Consider the following 21,734-nt stretch of genomic DNA (forward strand, 5'->3'; position numbering starts at 1 on the left):
ATTCATTCCGGACGGTTGGCGTGGTAGACCAGCTCGATCATGGTGTGGTCGGGATCGTGGATGTAGCAGAACAGCGAGCTGTTCTCCGGCCGCCGCACCGGGCGGGTGTGCCGCACGCCGATCTGCTTCAGGTGGGCCAGGAATCCGTCCCAGTCCTCCACCTCGACGGCGAAGTGGTACGGCGCCATCCGGTCCATCTCCTCGACCGGGGTGAAGTGCAGATCGAAGGTGCCGAGGGTCATCAGCAGCACCCGGGTGTTGCTCTTGGGGATGATCCCCTTGAACCCGAACACCTTCGAGTACCACTGTTTGGTGCGCTCGATGTCGGTGGTGGGGAAGTTGACGTGGTGGATGTAGCGGATCTTGCCGTTGGGCTCGACCGCAGTCGTTTCGGCGACGGTGGCATCGGTCACGGTCGGCGCCTTTCTGTGTCGGTGTTCTCTTCTGCGACAACGGGATTGGACAGGACGCCGATCCCGCTCACCTCGACGTCCACGGTGACGCCCGGCGTCAACCGGCAGGTGCCGTCGGCACCCATCCAGAGCACGTCGCCGGGGTGCAGCGTGCTGTACCTCGAGGTTTCGACGAGGTATTCGTACGGGTCGAAGATCATTGCCCCGGTGGGGAATTCGACCTGTACGACCCCGTCGACGCGGATCGAGGTGGTCTGGGCCAGCGGGTCGACCTCGGTCTCGATCCACGGCCCCATCGGCTTGAACGTATCGGCGTTCTTGCTGCGCCAGAACGAGCGGTCGGCGTGCTGCCACTCCCGCGCGCTCACATCGTTGCCGATGGTCCAGCCGAAGATCGCCGCGTGCGCCTGCTCGTAGGAGGCGCGGCGCAGGGTGGCGCCGAGGACGGCGACCACCTCGCCCTCCGCCTCGAATCGCCCTTGTACGTCGACGGGTTTCACGATCGGGGCGCGGTGGCCGGTGAGCGCGTTCTGCGCGCGGTAGCCGACCTCCGGCCGTTGCGGCACGGCGGCGGCCGAATAGCCGTGCGCCAGTGCGTGTTCGATGTGGCTGCGGTAGTTCAGGCCGACGGCGTAGAAGACCGGCGGGATCACCGGCGGCAGCAACACCGCGGTGTCCAGCGCGACGGTGATACCGATCTCGGCGGGAGCGCCGGTCAGCGGCGAGCGGTCCAGCAGGACGATCCGGTCGCCGTCCACCCGCCCGGATATCGGGCGGCCGTCGACTTCCACACGGCAATAACGCATCTCGGACCTCAGAGCGCCAGCTTGTGCGATACGCGCTTGGTGATGAGGTATGCCTCCAGCCCCTCGGGGCCGCCCTCCTTGCCGTGGCCGCTCTCCTTCACCCCGCCCGACGGCGCCTCGTGCACCGAACCGCCGCAGTGGTTGATCGAGAGGATGCCGGCCTCGAAGCCGGTGACCAGCCGCTCCGCGGTGGCCGCGGAATTCGTGAAACCGTAGGCGGCCAGGCCGTAGGGCAGTGAGTTGGCGATCGCCAGCGCCTCGTCCAGGTCGGTGAACGGCACGATCGGCGCCAGCGGGCCGAAGGGCTCGTCCACCATGATCTTCGCGGCCGGCGGGACGCCGGTGAGCACGGTGGGGGCGTAGAAATAGCCGGGCCGGTCGATGCGGTGGCCGCCGGTGCGGACGGTGGCGCCGCGAGCGATCGCGTCACCGACGAATTCGTCCATCGCCTTCAGCCGCCGCTCGTTGGCCAGCGGGCCCATGGTGACGCCTTCCTGAAGGCCGTCGCCGATCACCACCGCCTCGGCGGCCGCCACGAACGCGTCGGTGAAGGCGTCGAACAGGCTGTGGTGCACCAGGAATCGGCTCGGCGAGGTACACACCTGGCCGGCGTTGACGAATTTCGCGAACGCGGCCCGCTGCGCGGCGGCGACCGGATCGGCGTCGGCGGCCACGATCACCGGCGCGTGCCCGCCGAGTTCCATCAGCGTCGGCTTCATCTCGCGACCGGCCTGCACGGCCAGCAGCTTGCCGACCGGCACCGACCCGGTGAAGGCGACCATCCGGACGACCGGCGAGGCGATCAGATGGGCCGACACCTCCGCGGGTTCGCCGAACACCAGGTTCAGCACCCCTTCGGGGACACCGGCCTCGGCGAAGCAGCGCACCAATTCGACCGCGGTACCGGCGGTTTCCTCCGAGGCCTTGAGCACGATCGAGCAGCCCGCCGACAGCGCGGCCGCGATCTTGCGCATCGGCGAACCGGCCGGGAAGTTCCACGGCGTGAACGCGGCGACCGGGCCGATCGGCTCGTGCCGCACCGACAGCACGGTGCCCGGTTCGGACGGGATGATCCGGCCGTAGTGGCGGCGGGCGTCCTCGGCGTCCCAGCGCAGCGCGTCCGCGACCCGCAGCACCTCGCCGCGCGCCTCGCCGAACGGCTTGCCCTGCTCCAGCGTCATCACCCGGGCGACCCGGTCGGCACGGCGGGTCAGCAGTTCGGCGGCATCGCGCAGGACGGCGGTGCGGCGGACGATGGGGGTGTCGCGCCACCGTGGGAATCCCGTTGCGGCGGCGGCCAATGCGCGATCCAGGTCGCCGGTGGTGGCCAGCGGTACGTGGCCGAGGATCTCCTCGGTCGCCGGATTCACCACCGCCGCGGTCTGCCCGGTCCCGCCGTCGACCCACGCGCCGGCGATGTACAACTGCAACTGCGGATACTGATCGGTCATGTGCTGACTTCTTTCTCGCGTCGGACGGGGGCCGCGCAGGTCACGCCGGCGCCGGATCGGCGCTGTCGCGGTTGGTGCGCAGCACCCAGATGTGGTGCGGCGGAGTCTCTTCGTGGACGCGGGTCTCGTAACGGTCGTCCACCCGGTCCATATCGGCGGCGTATTCGACCCGGCCCCCGCACGGGGCGTGCAGGAAGCGGAACACGTTGGAGCCCACCGTGTGCCGGCCCAGCCGGCGCGCCTCCTGCCAGCCGCGCTCGATCATGTGGTTGCCGCCCTCGATCACATCGTCGAAACCCGGTACCTCGTAGGCGATGTGGTTGATCCCGGCCCGGTCGGGGCGATGGCACAGCAGGAAGTTGTGCTGATCATCGTCACCCTCGGCCTGCATGAACACACCCATCGGTGTCACGATGTCGGTGGGCCGGAAGCGCAGCCGGTCGACGTAGAAGGCCACCGCCTCCTCGCGGCCGGCCTTCGGAATGTTCAGCGCCACATGGCACATCCGCAATGGACGCACCCGGCCGACGCTGTGCAGCGCGTCGTTCCAGCGATGCACCGTCCCGAACACGTTGGCCGCGCGGGGATCCGGGGCCTGCGCGCGCGGCCGGGCCAGGGTGAGGCCGACCCCGAAGCCGGTCTCGTCGGCGAAGTGGTACACGGTGTCCGGGCCGGCGCCGGTCTCGCGCACCGCCCGATCCACCGCGACCGCGGCCACCAGTTCCGCCAGTTCGGCGGCGGTGTCCACCCCCCACACCACCTCGCGGATGGTCGGGGTCCGCTCCGGCGGCGCCGGCAGCGCCGGATCGGCGGCGGTGGTCAGGCGCAGCGTCTGGCCGGTGAGCGTCTCGAAGACCACCTCGGTGTCGTCCCGCGCGGTGCGGTCCAGGCCGAAATCGTCGAAGAAACGCATGCACTCGTCCAGGTCCGCGACGCTGTAGAGCGCGGACTCGATACGCTGGATTCCCACGCGATAAACCTTCCTGCGGAGGTGCCGGCGAATCGACGTTTCGTCCTCGGCACGTGTTCGATCGTAGGAATTCGCCGACCGGTCACCTAGTCCTCGCACCGCAATCGTTGTTTGCATCGTGCGTCCACCGGTGCGACGCGACAGGCGGGAGAATCAGCCTTCGAACGCCGGGATGGGATTCTCGGAGAACCAGGTGGTGAGGAATTCCAGGAACACCTCGACCTTGCGCGGCGCCTGGGCCGCCGGACCGTAGATCGCGTACAGCGATCGCTCCGGAACGGGAAGTTCCGGCAGCAGGATCTCCAGCGCGCCGCTCTCCAGATCCTCCACCGCGGGGCGGTGCGGGATCAGCGCGATACCGCGGCCGTGCACGGCCGCCTTCTGGATGGCGATATAGGAGTTCGAGGTGAACACGACGTTGCGGATCTTGTGCAGAGTGCTGGTGTGCCCCTTACCGATTCGCCACACCGGGGCGTTCTCGTGCACCACGCAGTCGTGATCGTTGAGTTCGTTGGGATGGGTGATCCGGCCGTGCGCGTCCAGATATCCCGGTGCGGCGCACAGGACGAACGGCAGAATGGCGATCTTCTTCAGCCGCACACTGGAATCGCGCAGATCGCGGGTGTGGAAGGCGACGTCGAAACCGCTGTCGAGAAAGTCGTAGGTGCGGTCGGACATTCCGCCGAGTTCGAATCGCACGTGAATCTTCGGATGCGCCACGGAGAATGCCGCGATGGCATCACCGAGGTCGAGCCCGCCGATCCATTTGGGGCAGATGATCGACAATGTGCCCTCGGCCCGGTCGTGCAGATGGGCGATATTCGCGTCCTCGGCATCCAGCTCGTCGAGAATGCGCTGCGCGAAGGCGCTGTAGCGGACGCCGGGTTCGGTCAGGCTGACCGAGCGGGCGGTGCGATTCACCAGCCGCACACCGACCTGTTTCTCCAGATCGGCCACATGTCGTGAGATGAGCGATCCCGAGGATCCGAGGACCTTGGCTGCGCCGCTGAAACTTCCGATCTTCGCCACCGTGACGAAGCTGCGCATGACGAGCAGACGATCCATGACACCTTTCCCGGCGGACGGCGATGCCCTCCCGAGAGGGTGCCCGCCACGGTTCCAGCACGCGGGCACCACCCGATCGGCATCCGCGCCGCACATCCCCGGCGATTGCCGGGGGTGTGCTGGAGCACTAGGCTACCCTAATTTCGAGCAATTTTGTTTACATTCGTCCGGTTCTCGAGGAAGTCGCAGATTCCCCGGTCGAGGCCGGTTTCCGGGATCCGATCAGGACTTCAGGCAGTACTGCGGGGCCTGGTCGAGATTGTCCGCGGTGACCAGTGTCAGCGGGATCTGCGCCACCTTGTCCACGTTCTGCTTGTTCAGCAGCGCCAGGGTGTCCCGCACCGCGGTCTGCCCGATCAGCGTGGCCGAATTCGCCACCGTGGCGGCGAACTGCCCGCTCTTCACCGCGGCCAGACCCTCGTCGGTGCCGTTGACGGTCACGATCTTCACGTTCTTGCCGGCCGCGCGGAAGGCCTGCTGCGCGCCGAAGGCCATGTCCTCGTTCGCGACGAAGGCGTACTTCAGATCCGGATGCGCCTGGATCATGTTCTCGGCGACGTCCTGGGCCTTGGAGCGGTTGAACATGCCGGGCTGATTCGCGACCACCTTCACGTTCGCCGGCAGCGCGGCGGTGAATCCGGTCGCCAGCAGGTCCGACGCGGCGCCGGGCGCACCGGCGATCACCGCCGCCTCGGCGGGTGCGCTGCCCGCGTCCTTCGCCACCCACCCGGCGTCCAGCGCGCCGACCCGCTTCAGATCGACGACGGCCGCGCCGAGGATATCGCCGGTGTCGCCGGGCAGTACCGAGGTGAGGTAGATCGGGATGTTCGCGCTCTTGGCCTTGTCGATATCGCCCTTCAGCGCGTCCACGTTCACCGTCTGCACGATCAGCGCCCGCACGTTGCGCGAGATCATGTCCTCGATGTTGGACAGTTCCTTGGCCGGGTCCTGATCGGAATTCGCGGCGATCACCTTCGCATTCGCGGCGCCGGCCGCCGCGTCGATCGCCCGCTCGAGGCAGACGTGGAATTCGGTGTTGGCGCCGTTGACGAAGCCGAGCGTGGTGCCGCCGCTCTTGGCCGGACCGCAGCCGGTGAGCAGGACGACCGAACTCGCGACGGCCGCGAGCGCGCCGACGGAACGAAACAGGGTGGGAGAGGGCATCATTGCGCCTTTCTCGGGCGAGCAGGTGGGGATTTCGAAGGGAGGGAGAAGAGTTCAGGACCGGCGGCGGTGCAGCAGGTTCGCGATCGCCGCGACGAGCAGTACCGCGCCGACCGAGATCTGCTGATAGAAGCTCGAAATCTGTAGCAGGTTCAGCACATTCGCGACGACGCCGAGCAGCACCACGCCGAGCGCGGTGCCCGGGATGCTGCCCTTACCGCCGGCCAGCGAGGTGCCGCCGATGACCACCGCGGCCACCGCGGTCAGTTGCAGGGTGAGGCCGCCGGTGCCCGGACTCGAGGCCGCCAGCCGGGACAGCAGCATGATTCCGGCCAGGCCGGACAGACCACCGGCCAGTGCGTACAGCAGCAGTTTGTCGCGCGAGACCCGGATGCCGGACAGCCGCGCGACATCCTCGTTACCGCCGATCGCGAAGGCATCGCGGCCGAAACTGGTGTAGCGCATGACGAATGCGGTCAGCACCAGCACCACCACGGCCACGATCAGCAGATGCGGCAGGCCGAAGGTCTCACCGTTGCCCAGCCAGGACAGTTTCGTGCCGATGGAGATGCTCAGGCCGTTGATGATCAGCAGCGCGAGGCCGTCCAGCATGGTGGCGCCGGCCAGGGTCGCGACGAACGGCGCCACCGACGTGTAGGTCACGACCAGACCGTTGACCAGGCCGATCGCGATCGACAGCGCCATCGCCACGACGATCGCGAGCCAGGGCGAATGTCCGTGGGAGACGATCCGGGCCGCCACCGCAGTGGTAACCGAGACGTTGCTGCCCATCGAGAAATCCATCCCGCCCGCGGTCATCAGCAGGGTCAGGCCCGCGGCGATCACCGCGACGACGCTGACCTGCCGCAGCACGTTGATCAGATTCGTGGAGGTGAGGAAGGCGTCGGTCTGCGTCGCGGCGAAGACCACGATCAGCACCAGCACCACCAGCAGGCCCGCGTGCGGGATGTGCGGCAGGGGCGGACGGCGGCGCGGGGCCGGTCCGGCCGCCACACCGGTCCACTCCCCCGCCGCACCGGTTGTGTCCGCTGCCGCACCGGACATGTCGTCGTTCTTCGTCACTCGCGCACCGATGCTCGTGCCGTACTCGTCGGGTATCGACGGAGGGCCCTCGTGGTTCCGCTCCGCTGCCGCCGGCCCTTGACTCATGCCGTATCTCCTCCGAGAACCGCGGCGATCAGTTCGTCGCGAGTGATGTCGTCGATCCTGTGTTCCGCGATCGCCCGCCCGTCGCGGACGATGATCACGCGGTCGGCCAGCCGCATCACCTCGTCACAGGACGAGGAGGCCAGCAGTACGGCCGCGCCGCGCTCGGCGAGCCGGTCGATGAGCGAATGGATTTCGGCCATCGCGGCGATGTCGACGCCGTTGGTCGGATCCTCCAGCAGACAGGCCGCCGGTTCGGTGGCGAACCATTTGGCCAGCAACACCTTCTGCTGATTTCCGCCGGAAAGCCGATCCACCGCAGGGTTTTTCGTGAGCGAGACCACCCGGTACTCGTCGCGCAGCGCGGCGGCGCGACGGCCCAGCCGGTCCCAGCGCTGCACGACCCGGCCGGCCAGCCGGTCCTCGGCCAGTACCAGATTCTCGTCCACCGACAGTTCAGGCACCAGGCCGAGGCGGCGGCGATCGCCTGTCACGCAACGCAATCCGCTGGCCAGTGAGCGGCCGACCCGCCCCGGCGGCACATTCCGCCCGCCCACCGCGAGGGTGCCGCGGTCGGGCCGGCGGCGGCCGGACAGCAGATCGAACAGCCGGGACTGACCGTCACCGGCCGGGCCCAGCACCGCGACGATCTCGCCGTTGCGGACATCCACGCCGAAGCCGTCGAGGAACCGGCCCTGGCTCAGATCCCTGATCCGCAAACCGATCTCGGCCCGCGCGGCCGCGCGGGCCGGGCGCACCGAGACCACGTCGCGGCCGACCATGTCGCGGACCAGGCCCGCCTCGTCGGTCGCCGCGGCGGGATAGCTCGTCACGACGGCGCCCTCGCGCAGCACGGTCACCCGGTCCGCGATCGACAGCACCTCGTCGAGGTAGTGCGAGATGAACACCACCGCGACCCCGCTGTCGCGCAGCCGGCGCACCAGCACGCGGATCTGCTCGGCGGCCTCGGCGCCCAGGCAGGCGGTCGGCTCGTCCAGGATCAGCACCCGGCCGCCGCGGCGCACCTCGCGGGCAACCTCGACCATGGTCTGCTCGGCGACGGTCAGCTCGCCGGCCACCTGTGTCACGTCGATGTCGATACCCAACTGAGCCAAGGCATTCCGGGCGGTCTCGGTCACTGCCGACCACCGCACCACCGACCGCCGGGTAGGCAGGTCGCCGAGCATGATGTTCTCCGCGACGGTCAGGCCGAGTACGAGTTCGCGCCGCTGCGGCACGATCGACACACCCTGGCGCCGCGCGCGGCGGGTGCTCCACGCCGATTGCACCCGGCCCGCGACCTCGATCCGGCCGGAATCCGGGTCGTGCACCCCGGAGAGCACCTGCACCAGCGTCGATTTACCGGCGCCGTTCATACCCATCAACGCGTGCACCTCGCCGGGGTACAGGTCCAGGCTCACGTTGTTCAGGGCGACCGCGCCGCCGAAACTCTTACAGACCTCGTGCAGGCGGACCACGGCGGCGCCGGTCGGCGGCATGGCGGTCGGCGCGGGTGCGGCGGTCACGGTGTCCTCCCGGTCGAGCGTGGTGGGGGACACCGGGGTCATTCCGGCGCTCCCGCTCCGACGGCGACGGCCGCGCTCACCCGCGCGTAACCGCGGATGTCCGGGAACGGCGGCGTGCGGCCGGCCTGCAGATCGACCTGAAAAGCATTGAGGCACATACCGAGCATCGTGAAATTGCCGAGCGCGCCGATCGTGTCGACCAGACCCTGCGCGCCGAAATGCGCGAGCGCGGCCGCGAAGGTCTCGTCGCGCACGAAATGATTACGCAGCACCTCGGTGGCGAATCGGTAGAAGGCGGTATCGGCGTCGTTGTCGAAGTCCGGTTCGCGGTTCTCCGCGATCGCCCGGACGACCTCGGCCGGGACGCCGGATTCGACGGCCTTGTCCACGTGCGCATTCCAGGAATACTGCGCATCCCAGTTCCGCGCGGCCAGCAGCAGCGACAATTCGCGCAGATGCGGCGGCAGGCTGGATTCGAATCGGCAGAACGCGCCCAGCGCCTCGACCTTCTCGCAGAGTTCGGGACTGTTCAGCCAGACCCGGAACGGGCCGCGCACCGCGCCGCGACGACCGGCGATCCGCGACGCGATCTCCTGCTGCCGCTCGGTCATCTCCGCGGCGTCGATGATGGGGAGCCTCATGTCCGTGCCCTTTCGTCGTGAGCCCGATCACTCGGGTGAGTTGCTGTGGCACGACGGTATGCCGGGCATTGCGCGGGAAACAGATCGATCGGTGCAAGGTAAGACTGCACTACTGGTGATGCCCGTCACCGGTTCCGTGGGGTTGCGCCGCTCTAGCATCGGACGGCATCGAACGCAATCGGAAGGGCGGTAACAGTGACGGTGATCATCAAGGCGGCCGAGGTGCCATTGCTGGACCGCGGCGGCGCGGTCGTCACCACCCCGCTGGTGACCACGGCGGCCGCGGCCGGCGCGAACCGGATCACCAGCGGCATCAGTGTCTATCCGGTGGGGTCGGGTGCGCCACTGCACTCGCACAACTGCGACGAGCACGTCACGATTCTCGACGGCGAGGCGGAGGTCGTGGTCGAGGGCGAGGTGACCCGGCTGACCCGATACGACACCACCTATATCCCGTCGCCGCTACCGCATCTGTTCCGCAATGTCGGCGATACGCCGCTGCGCATTCTGTGGGTGTACACCTCGGGCCACGTGACCCGGACCTTCACCGAAACCGGAATCACCGTGGAACATCTGACCGACGCGGATCGGATGGGCCGGGACTGATCCGGCCCGAATTCCTCTGGTGCTGCGGCTGATTCGCCGAATCGCACCGACGCGGAGGTGACCGGGCCGTTTCCGGAGATCCGCGAAATTCGACATATCCGCCCCGACCGCCGCGCAATACGGCGGAATACGCGCGCGTCCTCGTGCGCCCCCGATCGGTCGTTTCCCGATGGACGGAGGCGACCCGAACTTCCCGGCCGTGCCGGACCGGGAATATCCAGAAGAAAGAGATGAGGAGTTATGCACAGCATCTCCCGGGCCACGGCGATAGCCACCCTGGCCATCGCCGCCACGGCCGGTGCGATGAGCGTCGCCGCGGCCGCCGAACCCCCGGCGCCGATCCCGGCCTCGACCGTCGCCGACACCGGCGCGATCACGGCCGCCGACGTCGCCGACACCAGGACGATCGTGGTCGCCGACATTGCCGGAACCGGCGCGGCCACGGCCGCTACGACCGGCACGGCCACGGCCGCCGACGTCCCCAACACCGCAGCCACGGCCGCCGTCACAGACCCGACGGCCGTCGCCGACCAGGGCAGGCCCGACGCCGCCCCCGTGAACCCGGAGGCCGAATACGACAAGGCGGTCGGCGCACTGACCGGCGCGTTCAGCAACGCCAACCACGACGGCACCCTGTTCGGCACCGCCGCGGGCGTGCTGATCGGCTGCCCGCTCGGCGCGATCACCGGCGGCACCCTCACCGCACTGGTGTCGGCCGGCGCGCTGACCCCGGTCGGCGTGGTCGGCGGCTGCATCCTCGGCGGCGTGACCCTCGGCGGTCTCGGCGGCACCTTCGCCGGCGCGATCACCGGTTTCCCGGCGCTGGCCGACGCGGCCGGCCAGCAGTACAACCACCTGCACTCCGAGGGCCTGATCTCGGGCCCGCTCACCATCAATCAGTAGTCCCACCGCGAAAGAGCCTGCAATGAAGCACATCACGCACACGGTGGCGGTGACCGCGCTGGCCGCGGTCGCCTTGACGGTCGCCGGCGGCGCCGCCCACGCCGATTCGACCCGGTCCGCCGACCCCGACAAACTGACCGTCCAGGTGGCCCCCGGCATCTCCTTCACCGGCGCCGCCTCCGACGGCTCCTCGGTCCTGGCCACCCCCGCGGGCACGGTGACCACCCGAGACGGCCAGGTCGCGGTCCAGGACGCGACCGGCGCCCCGATACTCGGCGCACCCCTGGAAGCGGTCGCGAACAACACCGACATCACCGCCACCACCACCGCCCCCGAACCGATCGCCGGCCCCGGCGACCCCCTCGCCGACCTGAACGCCGCCTGGCACGCGGCCGGCGCCTACACCGGCCTGGCCGCCGGCGTCGGCGGCACCGCGGGCGCCCTGATCGGCACCGTCGTCGGCTGTCCGATCGGCGCGATCACCCTCGGCAGCATGGCCACGGTAATGTCCGCCGCCGCCCTGACCGTCCCCGGCTTGATCGGCGGCTGCCTCGCCGGCGCCGCCACCACCGCCGCCTTCGGCGGCATGGTCGGCAGCGTCGCCGTCGGCCTCCCCGTCGGCCTCGCGGTAACCGCCCAGAAATTCAACGAGATCCAGTCCGGCCACGCCCCCGCAGCCCCCCAGCACTGATCCCGCACCCTTCGCGGATTTCATCGAAAGACTATGCCCCACCGATCGTTTCGGTGGGGCACAGTCGTCCAACGACCATTGCCGCCACAACATGAATATTCGCTCGCACACATTCCGAACAGCCTTTCTCATTTCAAATACCTTCGCACACAATACAATTGGCGCAAACCGGCCGGGTCGGTATACAGTCCCCGGCCGTGGCCAACACACTCGAGCACGAATTCCTCATCCACCTCTTCCGGTGCAACACGGATTTGGCGGCGCTGCTCCTACGGCGGTACCTCGGCATCGCGGTGCCCCGGTACTCGACCGCGGTATCGGGTTCCGAGGATGCGACCGAGATAGCCCCCGAACCCAAGGTCCGAAAAAGCGACGCCGTCGTAATCCATCTGCACGAAAAATCCGACAGACCGCCGATCTGGGCTGTGATCATCGAGGTGCAGCGCAGATCGGATACCAACAAGCGCTGGGTCTGGCCGCTGTACCACGCACGGATCCGCCACCGCTACCGCTGCCCCACCACTCTGCTGGTGGTCAGCCCGACCGAGCGGACGGCCGAACAGTGTGGCAGGCGCATCGACACCGGCCAGCCGAAATCGGCCTGGTCGCCTCTGGTCACCACGCCACGAAGACTGATGATCAATTACACCGAGACGACCGGCGAGCCCGAACTGGCGGTTCTGGCCGCAATAGGGCATGCCAACGATCCCGATATGGATGCCGCACTCGATCAATTGGGCACCGAGCTGGCGAACTTGGCGGCGACCGCCCCGAAGCGCGCGCAAGCGTATGCTGATGGGGTTCTCGACGCATTGACTGGCCCTGCCCGAGACCTCTGGAGGGAAAAGATGACCACCAGCGAATATCGCTACCAGACCGACTTCGCCCAGGGCTACTACAACGAGGGTGCGGAGGCCGGCGAGGCCAAAGGCAAGGCCGAGGCCAAGGCCGACGCGATCCTCATGTTCCTCAGACACCGTCGAGTACTTGTTTCCGATGGCGACGAGCAGCGGATCAAGTCCTGCACGGACCTCGACCAACTCGACAAGTGGATCGCATGCGCCGCCGAGGTGAAAGCAGTGGACGAGCTGTTCATGTGACATCCCATCCATTCGAAACAACATGCCCCGCCGATGTTTCGGCGGGGCATGTTGTTTCTCCGGCCGGTGCGGGGACCTGCGCCAAGGCTCGGTGCAGCCAGTTCAGGGCCGCGCCTGTGGTTGTCGTTGCGATGATTTCGCCGGTCAGTGTCCAGTAGCGGTGGATGCGCGGGTCGGAATCGTTCGCGCCGTGGCGGATTCGTTGCCGGAAGAGTGGGGTGTCGGATTCGTGGCGGGCGGTGGCGTGGGCGGCCAGGAAGTGGTCCAGTTCGGGTCCGGGTCGGGGTGGGATGCCTGCGGTGAGCAGTGGGTCCACCGCTGCGCAGGCTTCGGCGATTCCGGTCAGGAGTTGCCGGGGGTCGTCGATGGTGGCGGGGTCGGATCGCCACAGTTGGCACGCGATCGCGGGGGCCAGTGCGGGATCGGTTGTGGTGCTGACCAGTTCGGCGTAGGCGACCACCTGTTCGGGGGTCGGGTCGGCCGGTGGGTCGGGGATGTTCATGGTGACGAAGCCGTCGAAGATGTTCGGCGGTGCGGCGGCCAGTTGCTCGCGCCAGAAGGTGACGAGAGTGTCGTGTGCGTGGCGCGGGTCGCCGACCACTGCGAGTAGGTCCAAGCGGCCGGTTCTCGTATTCGGTGACGTGTTCTGTGCTGCGGCCAGGGTGGCTCGCCGCCACAGTAGTTCGTGCAGTTCGGTGTTCAGGGTGGCTTGTTCGGCGGCCAGGGCTTCGTCGATGGGTACCTCGCCGGCCAGTACGGCGGTGATCGCGGTCAGGCCGAGGCCCAGTGCGCGCAGGCGGCGTACCGACTTCAGGCGGTCGACGGCGGCCGCGTCGAAGATGCGGTGGCCGCCGGTGCTGCGGTGCGGGTGGATCAGGCCTTCGTCGCAGTAGAAGCGGATGGTGCGCACCGGTACTCCGGTCAGGCGGGCCATTTCGCCGATGCCCACCAGACCGTCGCGACGTATGAGCTCGGTCACAATCTCTGGAACCTCCACCCGACTGGAATTCCTACCCTACTGGAACACGCACCGGGAGAAGGAGTTACGCGAATGTCCTCGAAACCGATGGATACCGAGCAGATCTGGCGGGCCGTCGACGCCGAACGGGCGGGTCTTGCCGCGATGCTGGCGGTGCTGCCCGAATCCGAGTGGGATCGGCCGTCCTTGTGCGACGACTGGCGGGTGCGCGATGTCGTTGCGCATCTGGTGTTGTCGGCGCAGCCGACGATCGGGTGGCTGTTGATGAATCTCGCACGCGCTCGGGGCGATCTCGGCCGTGCGATCCGCGATACCGCCATCCGGCACGGCGACAGTCGAACCGCCGCCCGGCTCGTCGCCGAATTGCGCGAAACCGTCGGTGTCCGTGTCACTCCGATCGGCACGACACCGGCCGACCGGCTGATGGATCTGCTGGTGCACGGCCAGGACATCGCCGTGCCGCTCGGCGTCGCGCGCACCGTGCCGCTCGCGGCCGCACGATGCGCGCTGGACCGAATCTGGTACCGCGGCACGCCGTTCCACGCGCAGCGGAAATTCGCCGGGCTCCGGTTCGTCGCCGCCGACACCGACTGGACCGTCGGCACGGGTCCGGTCGTCGAAGGTCCCGCCACCGCCCTGCTGATGTTGCTCACCGGCCGGGAGGTCGCAGCGGACCGGCTCACCGGCGCGGGCTGGGACCGATGGCGGTAGGACTACGGGCGGGTGCGGTTGCAGGAGAGTTCGCGGCCGTCGGAGGTGCACCAGAGCTGGTAGCCGGAGTGGAAATCGCCGCCGCCCCATTTGTAGTGGTCGTCGTGGGGTTGCGGGAGGATCGCGGCGTAGTTGGCGGCCGAGTTGCGGTCGCCGGAGCCCTTGTACGCGGTCTGGGTGGGATAGGGGTAGACCGGGCGGGCGGTGACGGCGCGGGCCGTCGGATCGGGTTGGGTCAGGGGGCCGCTGGTGGCGGTGTGGCCGTCGCTGTCGGCGGCGGTCTTGGTCGCGATCACCGCGTTGGGGGTCTGGTCGCGTTCGGTCCACGCGAGCAGCGGGGTGAGCAGGTCGGTGTGGCTGGGGCCGTAGCCGCCCTGGCAGTGGAACATGCCGGGGAACAGGTAGAGGCGGTAGAAGCCGTCGGCGATCTGCTGGCCGAGTTTGTCGATCACGGCCTGGCGGTAGGTGATCGAGCCGACCGGGGGGATGTAGCCGTCGGACCAGCCGTGCCAGTGGATGAGTTTGCCGCCGCGCTGAGCGAAGGCGGACAGGTCCGGATCGGTGGCGTCGTAGAGGCCACCGACCGAATCCAGATAGCCCTTCAGGTTGTCGACGGTGAACACCGACTGGTCGATCGCCTTGCCGGGGTCGGGTTTCCAGGTGCCGAGCCAGCGCAGGAAACCGGCGCCGATGCGGTACATCAGGATCTGTTCGCGGCGCTGGCCGTCGCGGGGGACGATCAGGCCGACCCACTGCGGTTCGGAGCCGATCGGTTCGCCGCCGGTGTACAGGTGGGTGCCGCCGGCGTCGACCACGCCGGTGTAGATCTTGCGGACCACGTCGACCTGTTCACCGGTCAGGCAGTCGGGGCGGTCCGGACCGTCCGGGCAGGCGATGCTGCCGGGATCGAAATTGCACGAGCGCGGGTCCTGGATGGTGCCGGCGCCGAGATCCGGATCGGCGCATTCACGGATCACCGCGTCGTGCAGCATGTCCACCTTGGCCGCGGGCAGGATCACCGAACCGTCGGGGCGGAAGTCGACCGTCGAGAGGTACGCCTCCTCGAAACCGTTGAGCGCGGTCTGGTTGAAGGCGGGCGCACCGGCCAGGACACCGTCGAAGTCGGTGGGGTAGCGCTGCGCCTCCATCAGCGCCTCCCGGCCGCCGTCGGAACAGCCGTCGTAGTACGAATAGCGCGGCGCCGCACCGTAGAACGCGGTGATCACGGCCTTCGCGGCGGCGGCGAACACATGCTCGGCGCGGTAGCCGAAATCGACCTTCAGCTGCGGGTCGGTGGCCCAGACGTCGACCGGGCCGGTGTCGCGGTGGCCCTGATCGTCCTGGCCGACCACCATGGTGCCGTCGGTCAGCGGCGCGCAGCCGGTGCTGATCGGCGACCGCAGCGCCAGATTGATCACGCCGCAGTAGCCGCCGCAGCCCTGCTGCAGGTAGCGGCCGCGATAGGTGGTGGTGGGCAGGCGCAGTTCGAATCCGATCTGCGGATCCACGAAACCGACCACCTGGCAGTAGTCGTACGGGTTGCTCTCGCTCTTCGGGACCATCGTGGCCAGCGCGATCGAGACCGCGCCCTCGTTCAGCCGGGTGAAGTCGTGGGTGCTCAGCTCGGGGCAGCCCATCTTCGGAACCTGCACCGGCAGTTCCTCCCCCGCGGCCAGCCGGGGTACCGAGGGCGGCGGGGCCGGTGGTGCGGTCGTCACCCCGGGCGAGGCGGGGCGCGGGGCCGGGGTGTGGCCGGACGAGCACGCGGTGACCGTCACCAGCACGGCGGTCAGGGCCGCCGCGACCAGCACGAGCCACCGCATCCGCTGCGGACCGGGGTAACGCTGCATGCTGCCTACCTGCCTGTGTCGAGAGCGGAGAGCCTGCCGACCGAGACCGGCCCGACAGCACCATAGCTGTAGCTTCGGCCTTCGCTTCGCTCCGGCGGGTTCGCGGCCCCCTCGGTCTCGGTCCTTCCCTCCTCCGGTCAGTCGCTGCGCTCCCTCCCTCCGTCAGTCCAGGACCGAGACGGGCCGCGAACAACGGGGGTTCGGCATCAGAGCAGGCCGGGGTGTCAGGCTGGGACGGGCTCCTCTAGTTTCTCCGTGGCTCGGTAGGCGTCGGCTTCGGGGTTGCGGCGGACGAAGGCGATCGTCACCACTGCGATGGCCGCGGCGATCGCGAACACCCAGAAACCGGCCGTGTCGAAGCCGTGCGACAACAGGACGCCGCCGAACCAGGGGCCGAAGATGGAACCCCAGCGGCCGACCGCGGATACCCAGCCCAGGGCCGTGGCCCGCACACTCGGCAGGTAGTAGGTGCTGGTGCTCGCGTAGATCAGGGTCTGCGCGCTGAACAGGAAGCCGCCGGTCACGAACACGATCACGTAGGTGAGGAACTGGCCGGTGTGCGCGGCGAGCAGCGCCACGCCGATCGCGGTGCAGGTGAACCAGATCAGGGCGATCCGGCGCGGGCCGAAGCGGTCGGCCAGCGGGCCCGCGACCAGCATGCCGACGATGCCGCCGAGGTTGATCACGAGCAGGAAGCTGATCGCCGAACCCAGGTTGTAGCCGTGGCCGCGCATCATCGTCGGCAGCCAGGTGTTCATGCCGTAGACCAGCAGCAGGCCGAAGAACGAGGCCACCCAGAACAGCAGTGTGGTGCTCCGGACGTTGCGGGTGAACAGTTGCCGGACGTCGCCTCGGCGCTTCTCGCCGCCCGCTTCCGGTGCGTAGAACTCCAGGGGGACACCGTATTTCGCGGCCTGGGCTTTCGCCTGGGCGGTGCGGCCGCTGCCGAGCAGGTAGGTCATCGACTCGGGAAGGAGTGCCCAGATCAGCGGTACGGCCAGCAGCGGCAGCGCGCCGAACCAGTACACCGAACGCCAGCCCAGGTGGTGGACCACCGACAGGGCCAGCCCACCGGCCAATGCGCCGCCGGCCTGGTGGGCCGTCATCACGAAGGTCACCGCGAGGTTCTTCCGGGCCTTCGGCGCGAACTCCTGGACCAGCGCGAGGCAGGTGGGCAGCAGGGCGCCCAGGCCGTAGCCGGAGATGAACCGGGCGACGCCGAATACGGTCACGGTGTGCGCGGCGGCGGCGCCGGCCGAGGCGAGCGCGAAGATCGTGACGCCGGCCATCAGCGGCAGGCGGCGGCCGATGCGGTCGTTGAGCAGACCGGCGGTCAGCGCGCCGAGCAGCATGCCGAGATTGGTGAAGCTGCCGATGTCACCACCGGCGGCCTTGGACAGATGAAATGCCTTGTCGTCGAAGACACCCGGCAGCACCGCGCCGTAGACGAACAGATCCAGGCCGTCCAGCAGCACCAGGAACCAGCACACCACGATCACTCGGGTGGCGAGCCGGCCGACGGCGGGTGACGCGCCGCCACGCAGATCCAACGAAGACAACCTTGTCTCTTTCCTGGGGAAACGTACAACTGTGCGCCAGGCTATATTGCGCCCGAGATTGTACGCAAGACAGTACTCAATATTGTTGACAATACTGTGCAATGAAAACAACCGAGGCGCCGCCGGGATACCGGCGGCGCCTCCAGCTATCCAACAGCGAATTATGCCCGATCGAGTTCGGCTTCGCGTTCCAGCTCCGCCGCGGTGGGAGTGCCGTGGGTGTGGAAGGACTCGATGGTCTTCAGGCCCCACGCCTGGCCCTTGGCCCGCTCGCGTTCGGTCCAGTCGACCCGCCGCCAGTCCGGCGCCAGGATCAGGCGCGCACCGGCGTTGCAGAGTTCGATGCGGTTGCCGCCGGGCTCGTACACGTACAGGAAGAAGGTCTGCTGGATCGCGTGCTTGTGCGGGCCGGTCTCGATGAACACGCCCTGATCCAGGGCGACGTCGCAGGCGCGCAGGATGTCCGCGCGACTGTCCGCGGCGAAGGCGATGTGGTGCAGCCGCCCGGACAGGCCCAGATTGTCCTTGGTGTACACCAGGTCGTAGCTCTTGTTCCCGAACGTGGTCCACGCCGCCGCGACGGTGCCGTCGTCCAGCACGATCTGCTCGGTGGTCATCGCGCCGAGCGCGTCCTCGAGGAAATCGCGATTGTCCACCGGCACCCGGCCGAGGAAGTTCACGTGGTCCAGCCGCCGGGCCGGGACGCCGCCGCCGGGATACTTCGCGGCCTGATTCTTCAGCGACGGCCTACTCTCGTCGCCGGGCTCGTACCAGTCGGCGTCGTAGCAGAGGCCGAATTCGTGGCTGTCCGGATCGGTGAACAGATAGGTGCGGCCGAAGCCGGGTTCGCCGTCCACCCAGCCGATTCCACGGCCGGCCGCCTCCAGCGCCGCCACCCGGCGTTCCAGTTGTTCCGGGCCGGAGGCGCGCAGCGTGGTCCGGGCGATGCCCGCGTGCCGGTGCCCGCGCAGGGTAAGGCTGTGGTGCAGGTAGTCGTCCCAGGCGTGCAGATATACGTCGTCGCCGTCGCGCCCGACCACCTCCAGTCCGAGGAAATCGGTGCAGAAGCGAACGCTCTCTTCCAGTTTCGGGGTGAGCAGCGTGACGTGCGCCAGATGGGCGATCTCGTGACCGGGGGCCATAGTGACAAGTCTTTCTCGGGAGAAGTGTTGTGGTTCAGGCACACTCGGTGGCGGCGCGGGGAAATACCGTTCCGGCGAACAACTTCCGGGCGGTGCGCACCACGCCGGCGCGGTGCACGACCGGCGGGGTGACGGTGGTGTCCAGATCGATGTCGACCAGCAGATGACCCGACGGATGCTCCACATCCACCCGGGACAGCTCCGCCGGCCAGTCCGCGGTGAGTTCGTGCCCCACCGCGCCGGGGGTCATCAGCGCGGTGACCGCGCTGATCGCCGCGAACACCCCGACCGCGGTGTGCGGCTGCACCGGGATGAACGAGCGGGTGCCGACCTGACCGCCGTCGCGGCCGGGGGAAACCAGGATCGTCTTCGGCACCGAGGACTCCGCCACATCGCCGAGGCCCATCAGCGCGGCGGCCTTGCGCCGCAACCCGTCCACGCGTTCGAGCAGCGCGGCGTCGGCGGCCAGTTCGGCATGCGTCTCGCCACCGGTGAGCCCGAACGCCGCGGCCTCGGCGACCACGACCGGCATGCCGTTGTCCACGCAGGTGATCTCGACACCGTCGATCTCGTCGCGGATCCGGCCGGTCGGGAACAGGCCCGAGGTGGCCGAGCCCGCGATGTCCTCGAAGGCCAGCAGTACCGCCGCGGCCGTACCCGGGACGCCGTCGATCGCGGTGTCGCCGTCGTAGACCGGCCGGCCGTCGCGGATCGGGAAGGTCGCGGTGGCGATACTGTCGGAGTTGACGAGATGGATGCGCACCGAACAGCTTTCGGCGCCCGGCGCGACCTCGACCAGTCCGGATTCGACCGCGAACTGTCCCACCCCGGCGAGGATGTTGCCGCAGTTCTGCTTGTCCGACACCGTCGGCCGGTCCACGCCGAGTTGCAGGAACAGGTAGTCGACGTCGACGCCGGGCCGTCGCGCGGGCGAGACCACGGCGACCTTACTGGTCAGCGAGGTCGCGCCGCCGAGGCCGTCGATCTGCCGCGGATCGGGGGTACCCATGATCCGCAGCAGCAGGTCGTCGCGGGCGGCCGGATCCGCCGGCAGGTCCTCGGCGCGGAAGTAGCCGCCCTTCGAGGTGCCGCCGCGCATCCACAGGCAGGCGATCCCGTCCGCCGCGGACCGCCGCACCCAGTCGCTCACTTCGGCTCTCCGGCAACGTGATCCGCGTAGGAGACGTAGGTGATGCCGAAATCGTCCAGCCGCGCGCGCAGCCCGTAGATGTCGAGGCCGAGTTCGCCGCGGCGGAACGCCAGGCGGTTGCGTTCCTCCTTCTCCAACCGCGCCTGCGACGCCTCGAGCACCGCGGGGACGTTCGCGCGGGCCACCACGGCCACGCCGTCGTCGTCGGCGACGATCACGTCACCGGGGTGGATCACCTGGCCCTCCACCACGATCGGCACGTTGATCGCGCCGGCGGTGGCCTTCACCGAACCCTGCGCGCTGACCGCCGTCGACCAGGCGGGGAAGCCCATCTCGCGCAGTTCGGCGACATCGCGCACACCGCAGGACAGCACCACGCCGCGCACTCCGCGCCGGTGCAGCGCGGTGGCGAACAGCTCACCGAACAGGCCGTCGGACGACGGCGAGTTGGTGGCCACGACCAGGATGTCGCCCTCGCGGCACTGCTCGACCGCGACGTGGATCATCAGATTGTCGCCGGGCCAGCACAGCACGGTCACCGCGGTGCCGCCGATGCGCGCGCCGGGCCACGCGGGCCGCAGCCGGGGGCCGAGGTAGCCGATCCGGCCGGCGGCCTCGTGCACGGTGGCCGTGCCGTAGGTACCGAGCGTGGTGGCGTCCGTGAGCGCGGCCCGCGGCGGATCGGTCACGACGACCGACTTCATGATGTCCTCCTGTGTTCGGCCGGCGGCAGCTCTCGGCTGTCCCCGGCGTCGACGAAATTGCCGGTAATTCGATGTCCCGGGTGGGGCCCGGCGTGCCCTCATCCGCACCGCCGGACACCACCCGAGTGCGATCCGGCGGGGACCTGCCGGACCACGTTTCGGCGATCCGAGCGGGCTACCCGGAACCCGCGACCGTCGGCCGTGCGGCATCGCCACGCGGTTCGGCGGCCAGCGCGCGCAGCGCGTCCCGGGTGGCGGCCGCTATCCGCGGTTCGATCCCCAGATCGGTCAATTGTGCTGCGGCAGCGGCCATTTCCTCGGCGCGGCGCACCGCGTGGGTGTAGCTGCCCGCGATGAACCGATCGACCATATCGGGTTCGAATCGGATGAATTCGGTGGTCAGATGCTCGTGGAACCAGTCCTCGCAGCCGGCGGCGCGGGCGCCGGCCATCGCCTCGACGATCGCGGCGGCCAGGCCCTTGTAGACGACACTGCGCAGGAGTTTGCGCGAACTCGCCACCCCGACCGGGCCGGGCATGTGCTCGACGGCGATGTCGTAGGGCGCGAGCATCGTACGGAACCGGTCGGCGTCGGGCCCGGAGACGTACATCGGCACGCGCAGGCCCTTCCCGGGTACCGGCGCCATGATCGCGACGTCGACCAGTGCGGCGCCGGTCCCGGCGACGAGTTCGGCCAGCCGCACCTTCAGCGCCGGGGAGACCGTGTTGGCCTCCGCCCACAGCGTGCCGGGCCGCAGACCGGGCAGGGCCGCGCGGGTGGCGGCCTCGGCCTCGTCGCCGGTGGTCAGATCGAAGACGAGGTCGGCATCGCGGACCGCGTCGGCATCGCTGTCGCGCGGCCGGACGCCGGCGGGTGCGGCGGCCTTCGGGTCGTATCCGCGCACATCGGCCCCGGCCGCCACCAGATCACGGGCGAAGGCGGATCCGGCCTCCCCGAGCCCGAGCACCGCCACCCGCAGCGGAGCACCGTCCGCCGCCGCGTCCACCGCGTTCCCCGGCACAGGATCACCTCGACTCGTCGCTGTATCCGGCATCCGAAGGAGCGGCCGGAGAACGCGCGCGGTGCGCGCGTCACCTTCGCCACCGACGTTAGGCGCGTGTCCGCAGGATTGTCAA

At 69.0% G+C, this 21,734-nt stretch carries 21 protein-coding genes; 5 read left to right on the forward strand and 16 right to left on the reverse strand.

Translation table 11 applies throughout. The annotated features are described in order from the left end of the window. Positions 1 to 2: 2 nt before the first annotated feature. From G361_RS0113645 to G361_RS0113685, 9 genes are all read right to left on the reverse strand, one after another. Complete coding sequence (locus G361_RS0113645; RefSeq protein WP_019927643.1) at positions 3 to 413, reverse strand: VOC family protein; 411 nt, start codon at positions 411 to 413, stop codon at positions 3 to 5. Then, positions 410 to 1,219: a fumarylacetoacetate hydrolase family protein gene (locus tag G361_RS0113650; RefSeq protein ID WP_036494116.1), complete on the reverse strand. Its 810-nt coding sequence runs from the start codon at positions 1,217 to 1,219 to the stop codon at positions 410 to 412. The genes G361_RS0113645 and G361_RS0113650 overlap by 4 nt, the downstream gene beginning before the upstream one ends. Positions 1,220 to 1,227: 8 nt before the next feature. Then, positions 1,228 to 2,670 carry an NAD-dependent succinate-semialdehyde dehydrogenase gene (locus tag G361_RS0113655; RefSeq protein ID WP_019927645.1) on the reverse strand — a complete coding sequence of 481 codons (1,443 nt, stop codon included), beginning with the start codon at positions 2,668 to 2,670 and terminating at the stop codon, positions 1,228 to 1,230. Between the two features lie 40 nt (positions 2,671 to 2,710). Further along, a complete protein-coding gene (locus tag G361_RS0113660) occupies positions 2,711 to 3,640 on the reverse strand; it encodes a VOC family protein (RefSeq protein ID WP_019927646.1) in 930 nt (309 codons plus the stop codon). A 153-nt stretch (positions 3,641 to 3,793) separates the two neighbouring features. Next, positions 3,794 to 4,705, reverse strand: a complete 912-nt coding sequence (locus G361_RS0113665) for a LysR family transcriptional regulator (RefSeq protein WP_019927647.1) — start codon at positions 4,703 to 4,705, stop codon at positions 3,794 to 3,796. Positions 4,706 to 4,927: 222 nt separating this feature from the next. Then, entirely contained in the window at positions 4,928 to 5,872 is a 945-nt protein-coding gene (locus tag G361_RS0113670) for a sugar ABC transporter substrate-binding protein (protein WP_019927648.1), read from the reverse strand. Positions 5,873 to 5,923: 51 nt separating this feature from the next. After that, positions 5,924 to 7,039 (reverse strand): ABC transporter permease, encoded by a 1,116-nt coding sequence (locus G361_RS0113675; RefSeq protein WP_196814474.1) that lies wholly within the window; start codon positions 7,037 to 7,039, stop codon positions 5,924 to 5,926. After that, complete coding sequence (locus tag G361_RS0113680; protein ID WP_019927650.1) at positions 7,036 to 8,604, reverse strand: sugar ABC transporter ATP-binding protein; 1,569 nt, start codon at positions 8,602 to 8,604, stop codon at positions 7,036 to 7,038. The genes G361_RS0113675 and G361_RS0113680 overlap by 4 nt, the downstream gene beginning before the upstream one ends. Continuing rightward, positions 8,601 to 9,203, reverse strand: coding sequence for a carboxymuconolactone decarboxylase family protein (locus G361_RS0113685; RefSeq protein ID WP_019927651.1), 603 nt, complete (start codon positions 9,201 to 9,203; stop codon positions 8,601 to 8,603). Before G361_RS0113685 ends, G361_RS0113680 begins: the two co-directional genes overlap by 4 nt. Positions 9,204 to 9,398: 195 nt before the next feature. Between G361_RS0113685 and G361_RS0113690 the strand changes: the two genes are divergently transcribed. From G361_RS0113690 to G361_RS0113705, 4 genes are all read left to right on the forward strand, one after another. Beyond that, positions 9,399 to 9,809 carry a cupin domain-containing protein gene (locus G361_RS0113690; RefSeq protein WP_019927652.1) on the forward strand — a complete coding sequence of 137 codons (411 nt, stop codon included), beginning with the start codon at positions 9,399 to 9,401 and terminating at the stop codon, positions 9,807 to 9,809. Between the two features lie 240 nt (positions 9,810 to 10,049). Next, the gene (locus tag G361_RS0113695; RefSeq protein WP_019927653.1) at positions 10,050 to 10,712 is read left to right on the forward strand and encodes a hypothetical protein; all 663 of its coding nucleotides are present in this window, start codon (positions 10,050 to 10,052) and stop codon (positions 10,710 to 10,712) included. A 22-nt stretch (positions 10,713 to 10,734) separates the two neighbouring features. After that, on the forward strand, positions 10,735 to 11,403 hold the full coding sequence (locus G361_RS0113700) for a hypothetical protein (protein ID WP_019927654.1): 669 nt from the start codon (positions 10,735 to 10,737) through the stop codon (positions 11,401 to 11,403). 197 nt (positions 11,404 to 11,600) lie between these two features. Continuing rightward, a complete protein-coding gene (locus tag G361_RS0113705) occupies positions 11,601 to 12,503 on the forward strand; it encodes a hypothetical protein (protein ID WP_019927655.1) in 903 nt (300 codons plus the stop codon). Here the strand turns inward: G361_RS0113705 and G361_RS43565 are convergent. After that, a complete protein-coding gene (locus G361_RS43565; protein WP_019927656.1) occupies positions 12,496 to 13,482 on the reverse strand; it encodes a MerR family transcriptional regulator in 987 nt (328 codons plus the stop codon). The two genes, G361_RS0113705 and G361_RS43565, sit on opposite strands and share 8 nt — an antisense overlap. A gap of 72 nt (positions 13,483 to 13,554) precedes the next feature. Between G361_RS43565 and G361_RS0113715 the strand changes: the two genes are divergently transcribed. After that, a complete protein-coding gene (locus tag G361_RS0113715) occupies positions 13,555 to 14,193 on the forward strand; it encodes a maleylpyruvate isomerase family mycothiol-dependent enzyme (protein WP_019927657.1) in 639 nt (212 codons plus the stop codon). A 2-nt stretch (positions 14,194 to 14,195) separates the two neighbouring features. On the opposite strand, the gene G361_RS0113720 is transcribed toward G361_RS0113715, so the two are convergent. The 6 genes from G361_RS0113720 to G361_RS0113745 form a co-directional block, all read right to left on the reverse strand. Beyond that, the gene (locus G361_RS0113720) at positions 14,196 to 16,043 is read right to left on the reverse strand and encodes a tannase/feruloyl esterase family alpha/beta hydrolase (protein WP_019927658.1); all 1,848 of its coding nucleotides are present in this window, start codon (positions 16,041 to 16,043) and stop codon (positions 14,196 to 14,198) included. 224 nt (positions 16,044 to 16,267) lie between these two features. Continuing rightward, positions 16,268 to 17,602, reverse strand: coding sequence for an MFS transporter (locus G361_RS0113725; protein WP_196814475.1), 1,335 nt, complete (start codon positions 17,600 to 17,602; stop codon positions 16,268 to 16,270). A 161-nt stretch (positions 17,603 to 17,763) separates the two neighbouring features. Next, entirely contained in the window at positions 17,764 to 18,744 is a 981-nt protein-coding gene (locus tag G361_RS0113730; protein WP_019927660.1) for a VOC family protein, read from the reverse strand. A 34-nt stretch (positions 18,745 to 18,778) separates the two neighbouring features. Next, the gene (locus G361_RS0113735) at positions 18,779 to 19,894 is read right to left on the reverse strand and encodes a 4-oxalomesaconate tautomerase (RefSeq protein WP_019927661.1); all 1,116 of its coding nucleotides are present in this window, start codon (positions 19,892 to 19,894) and stop codon (positions 18,779 to 18,781) included. Then, positions 19,891 to 20,598, reverse strand: coding sequence for a 4-carboxy-4-hydroxy-2-oxoadipate aldolase/oxaloacetate decarboxylase (locus tag G361_RS0113740; RefSeq protein WP_019927662.1), 708 nt, complete (start codon positions 20,596 to 20,598; stop codon positions 19,891 to 19,893). Before G361_RS0113740 ends, G361_RS0113735 begins: the two co-directional genes overlap by 4 nt. A 175-nt stretch (positions 20,599 to 20,773) precedes the next feature. Continuing rightward, positions 20,774 to 21,619: an NAD(P)-dependent oxidoreductase gene (locus G361_RS0113745; RefSeq protein ID WP_019927663.1), complete on the reverse strand. Its 846-nt coding sequence runs from the start codon at positions 21,617 to 21,619 to the stop codon at positions 20,774 to 20,776. Positions 21,620 to 21,734: the final 115 nt, after the last annotated feature.

Source organism: Nocardia sp. BMG111209 (assembly GCF_000381925.1).
GTDB lineage: Bacteria > Actinomycetota > Actinomycetes > Mycobacteriales > Mycobacteriaceae > Nocardia.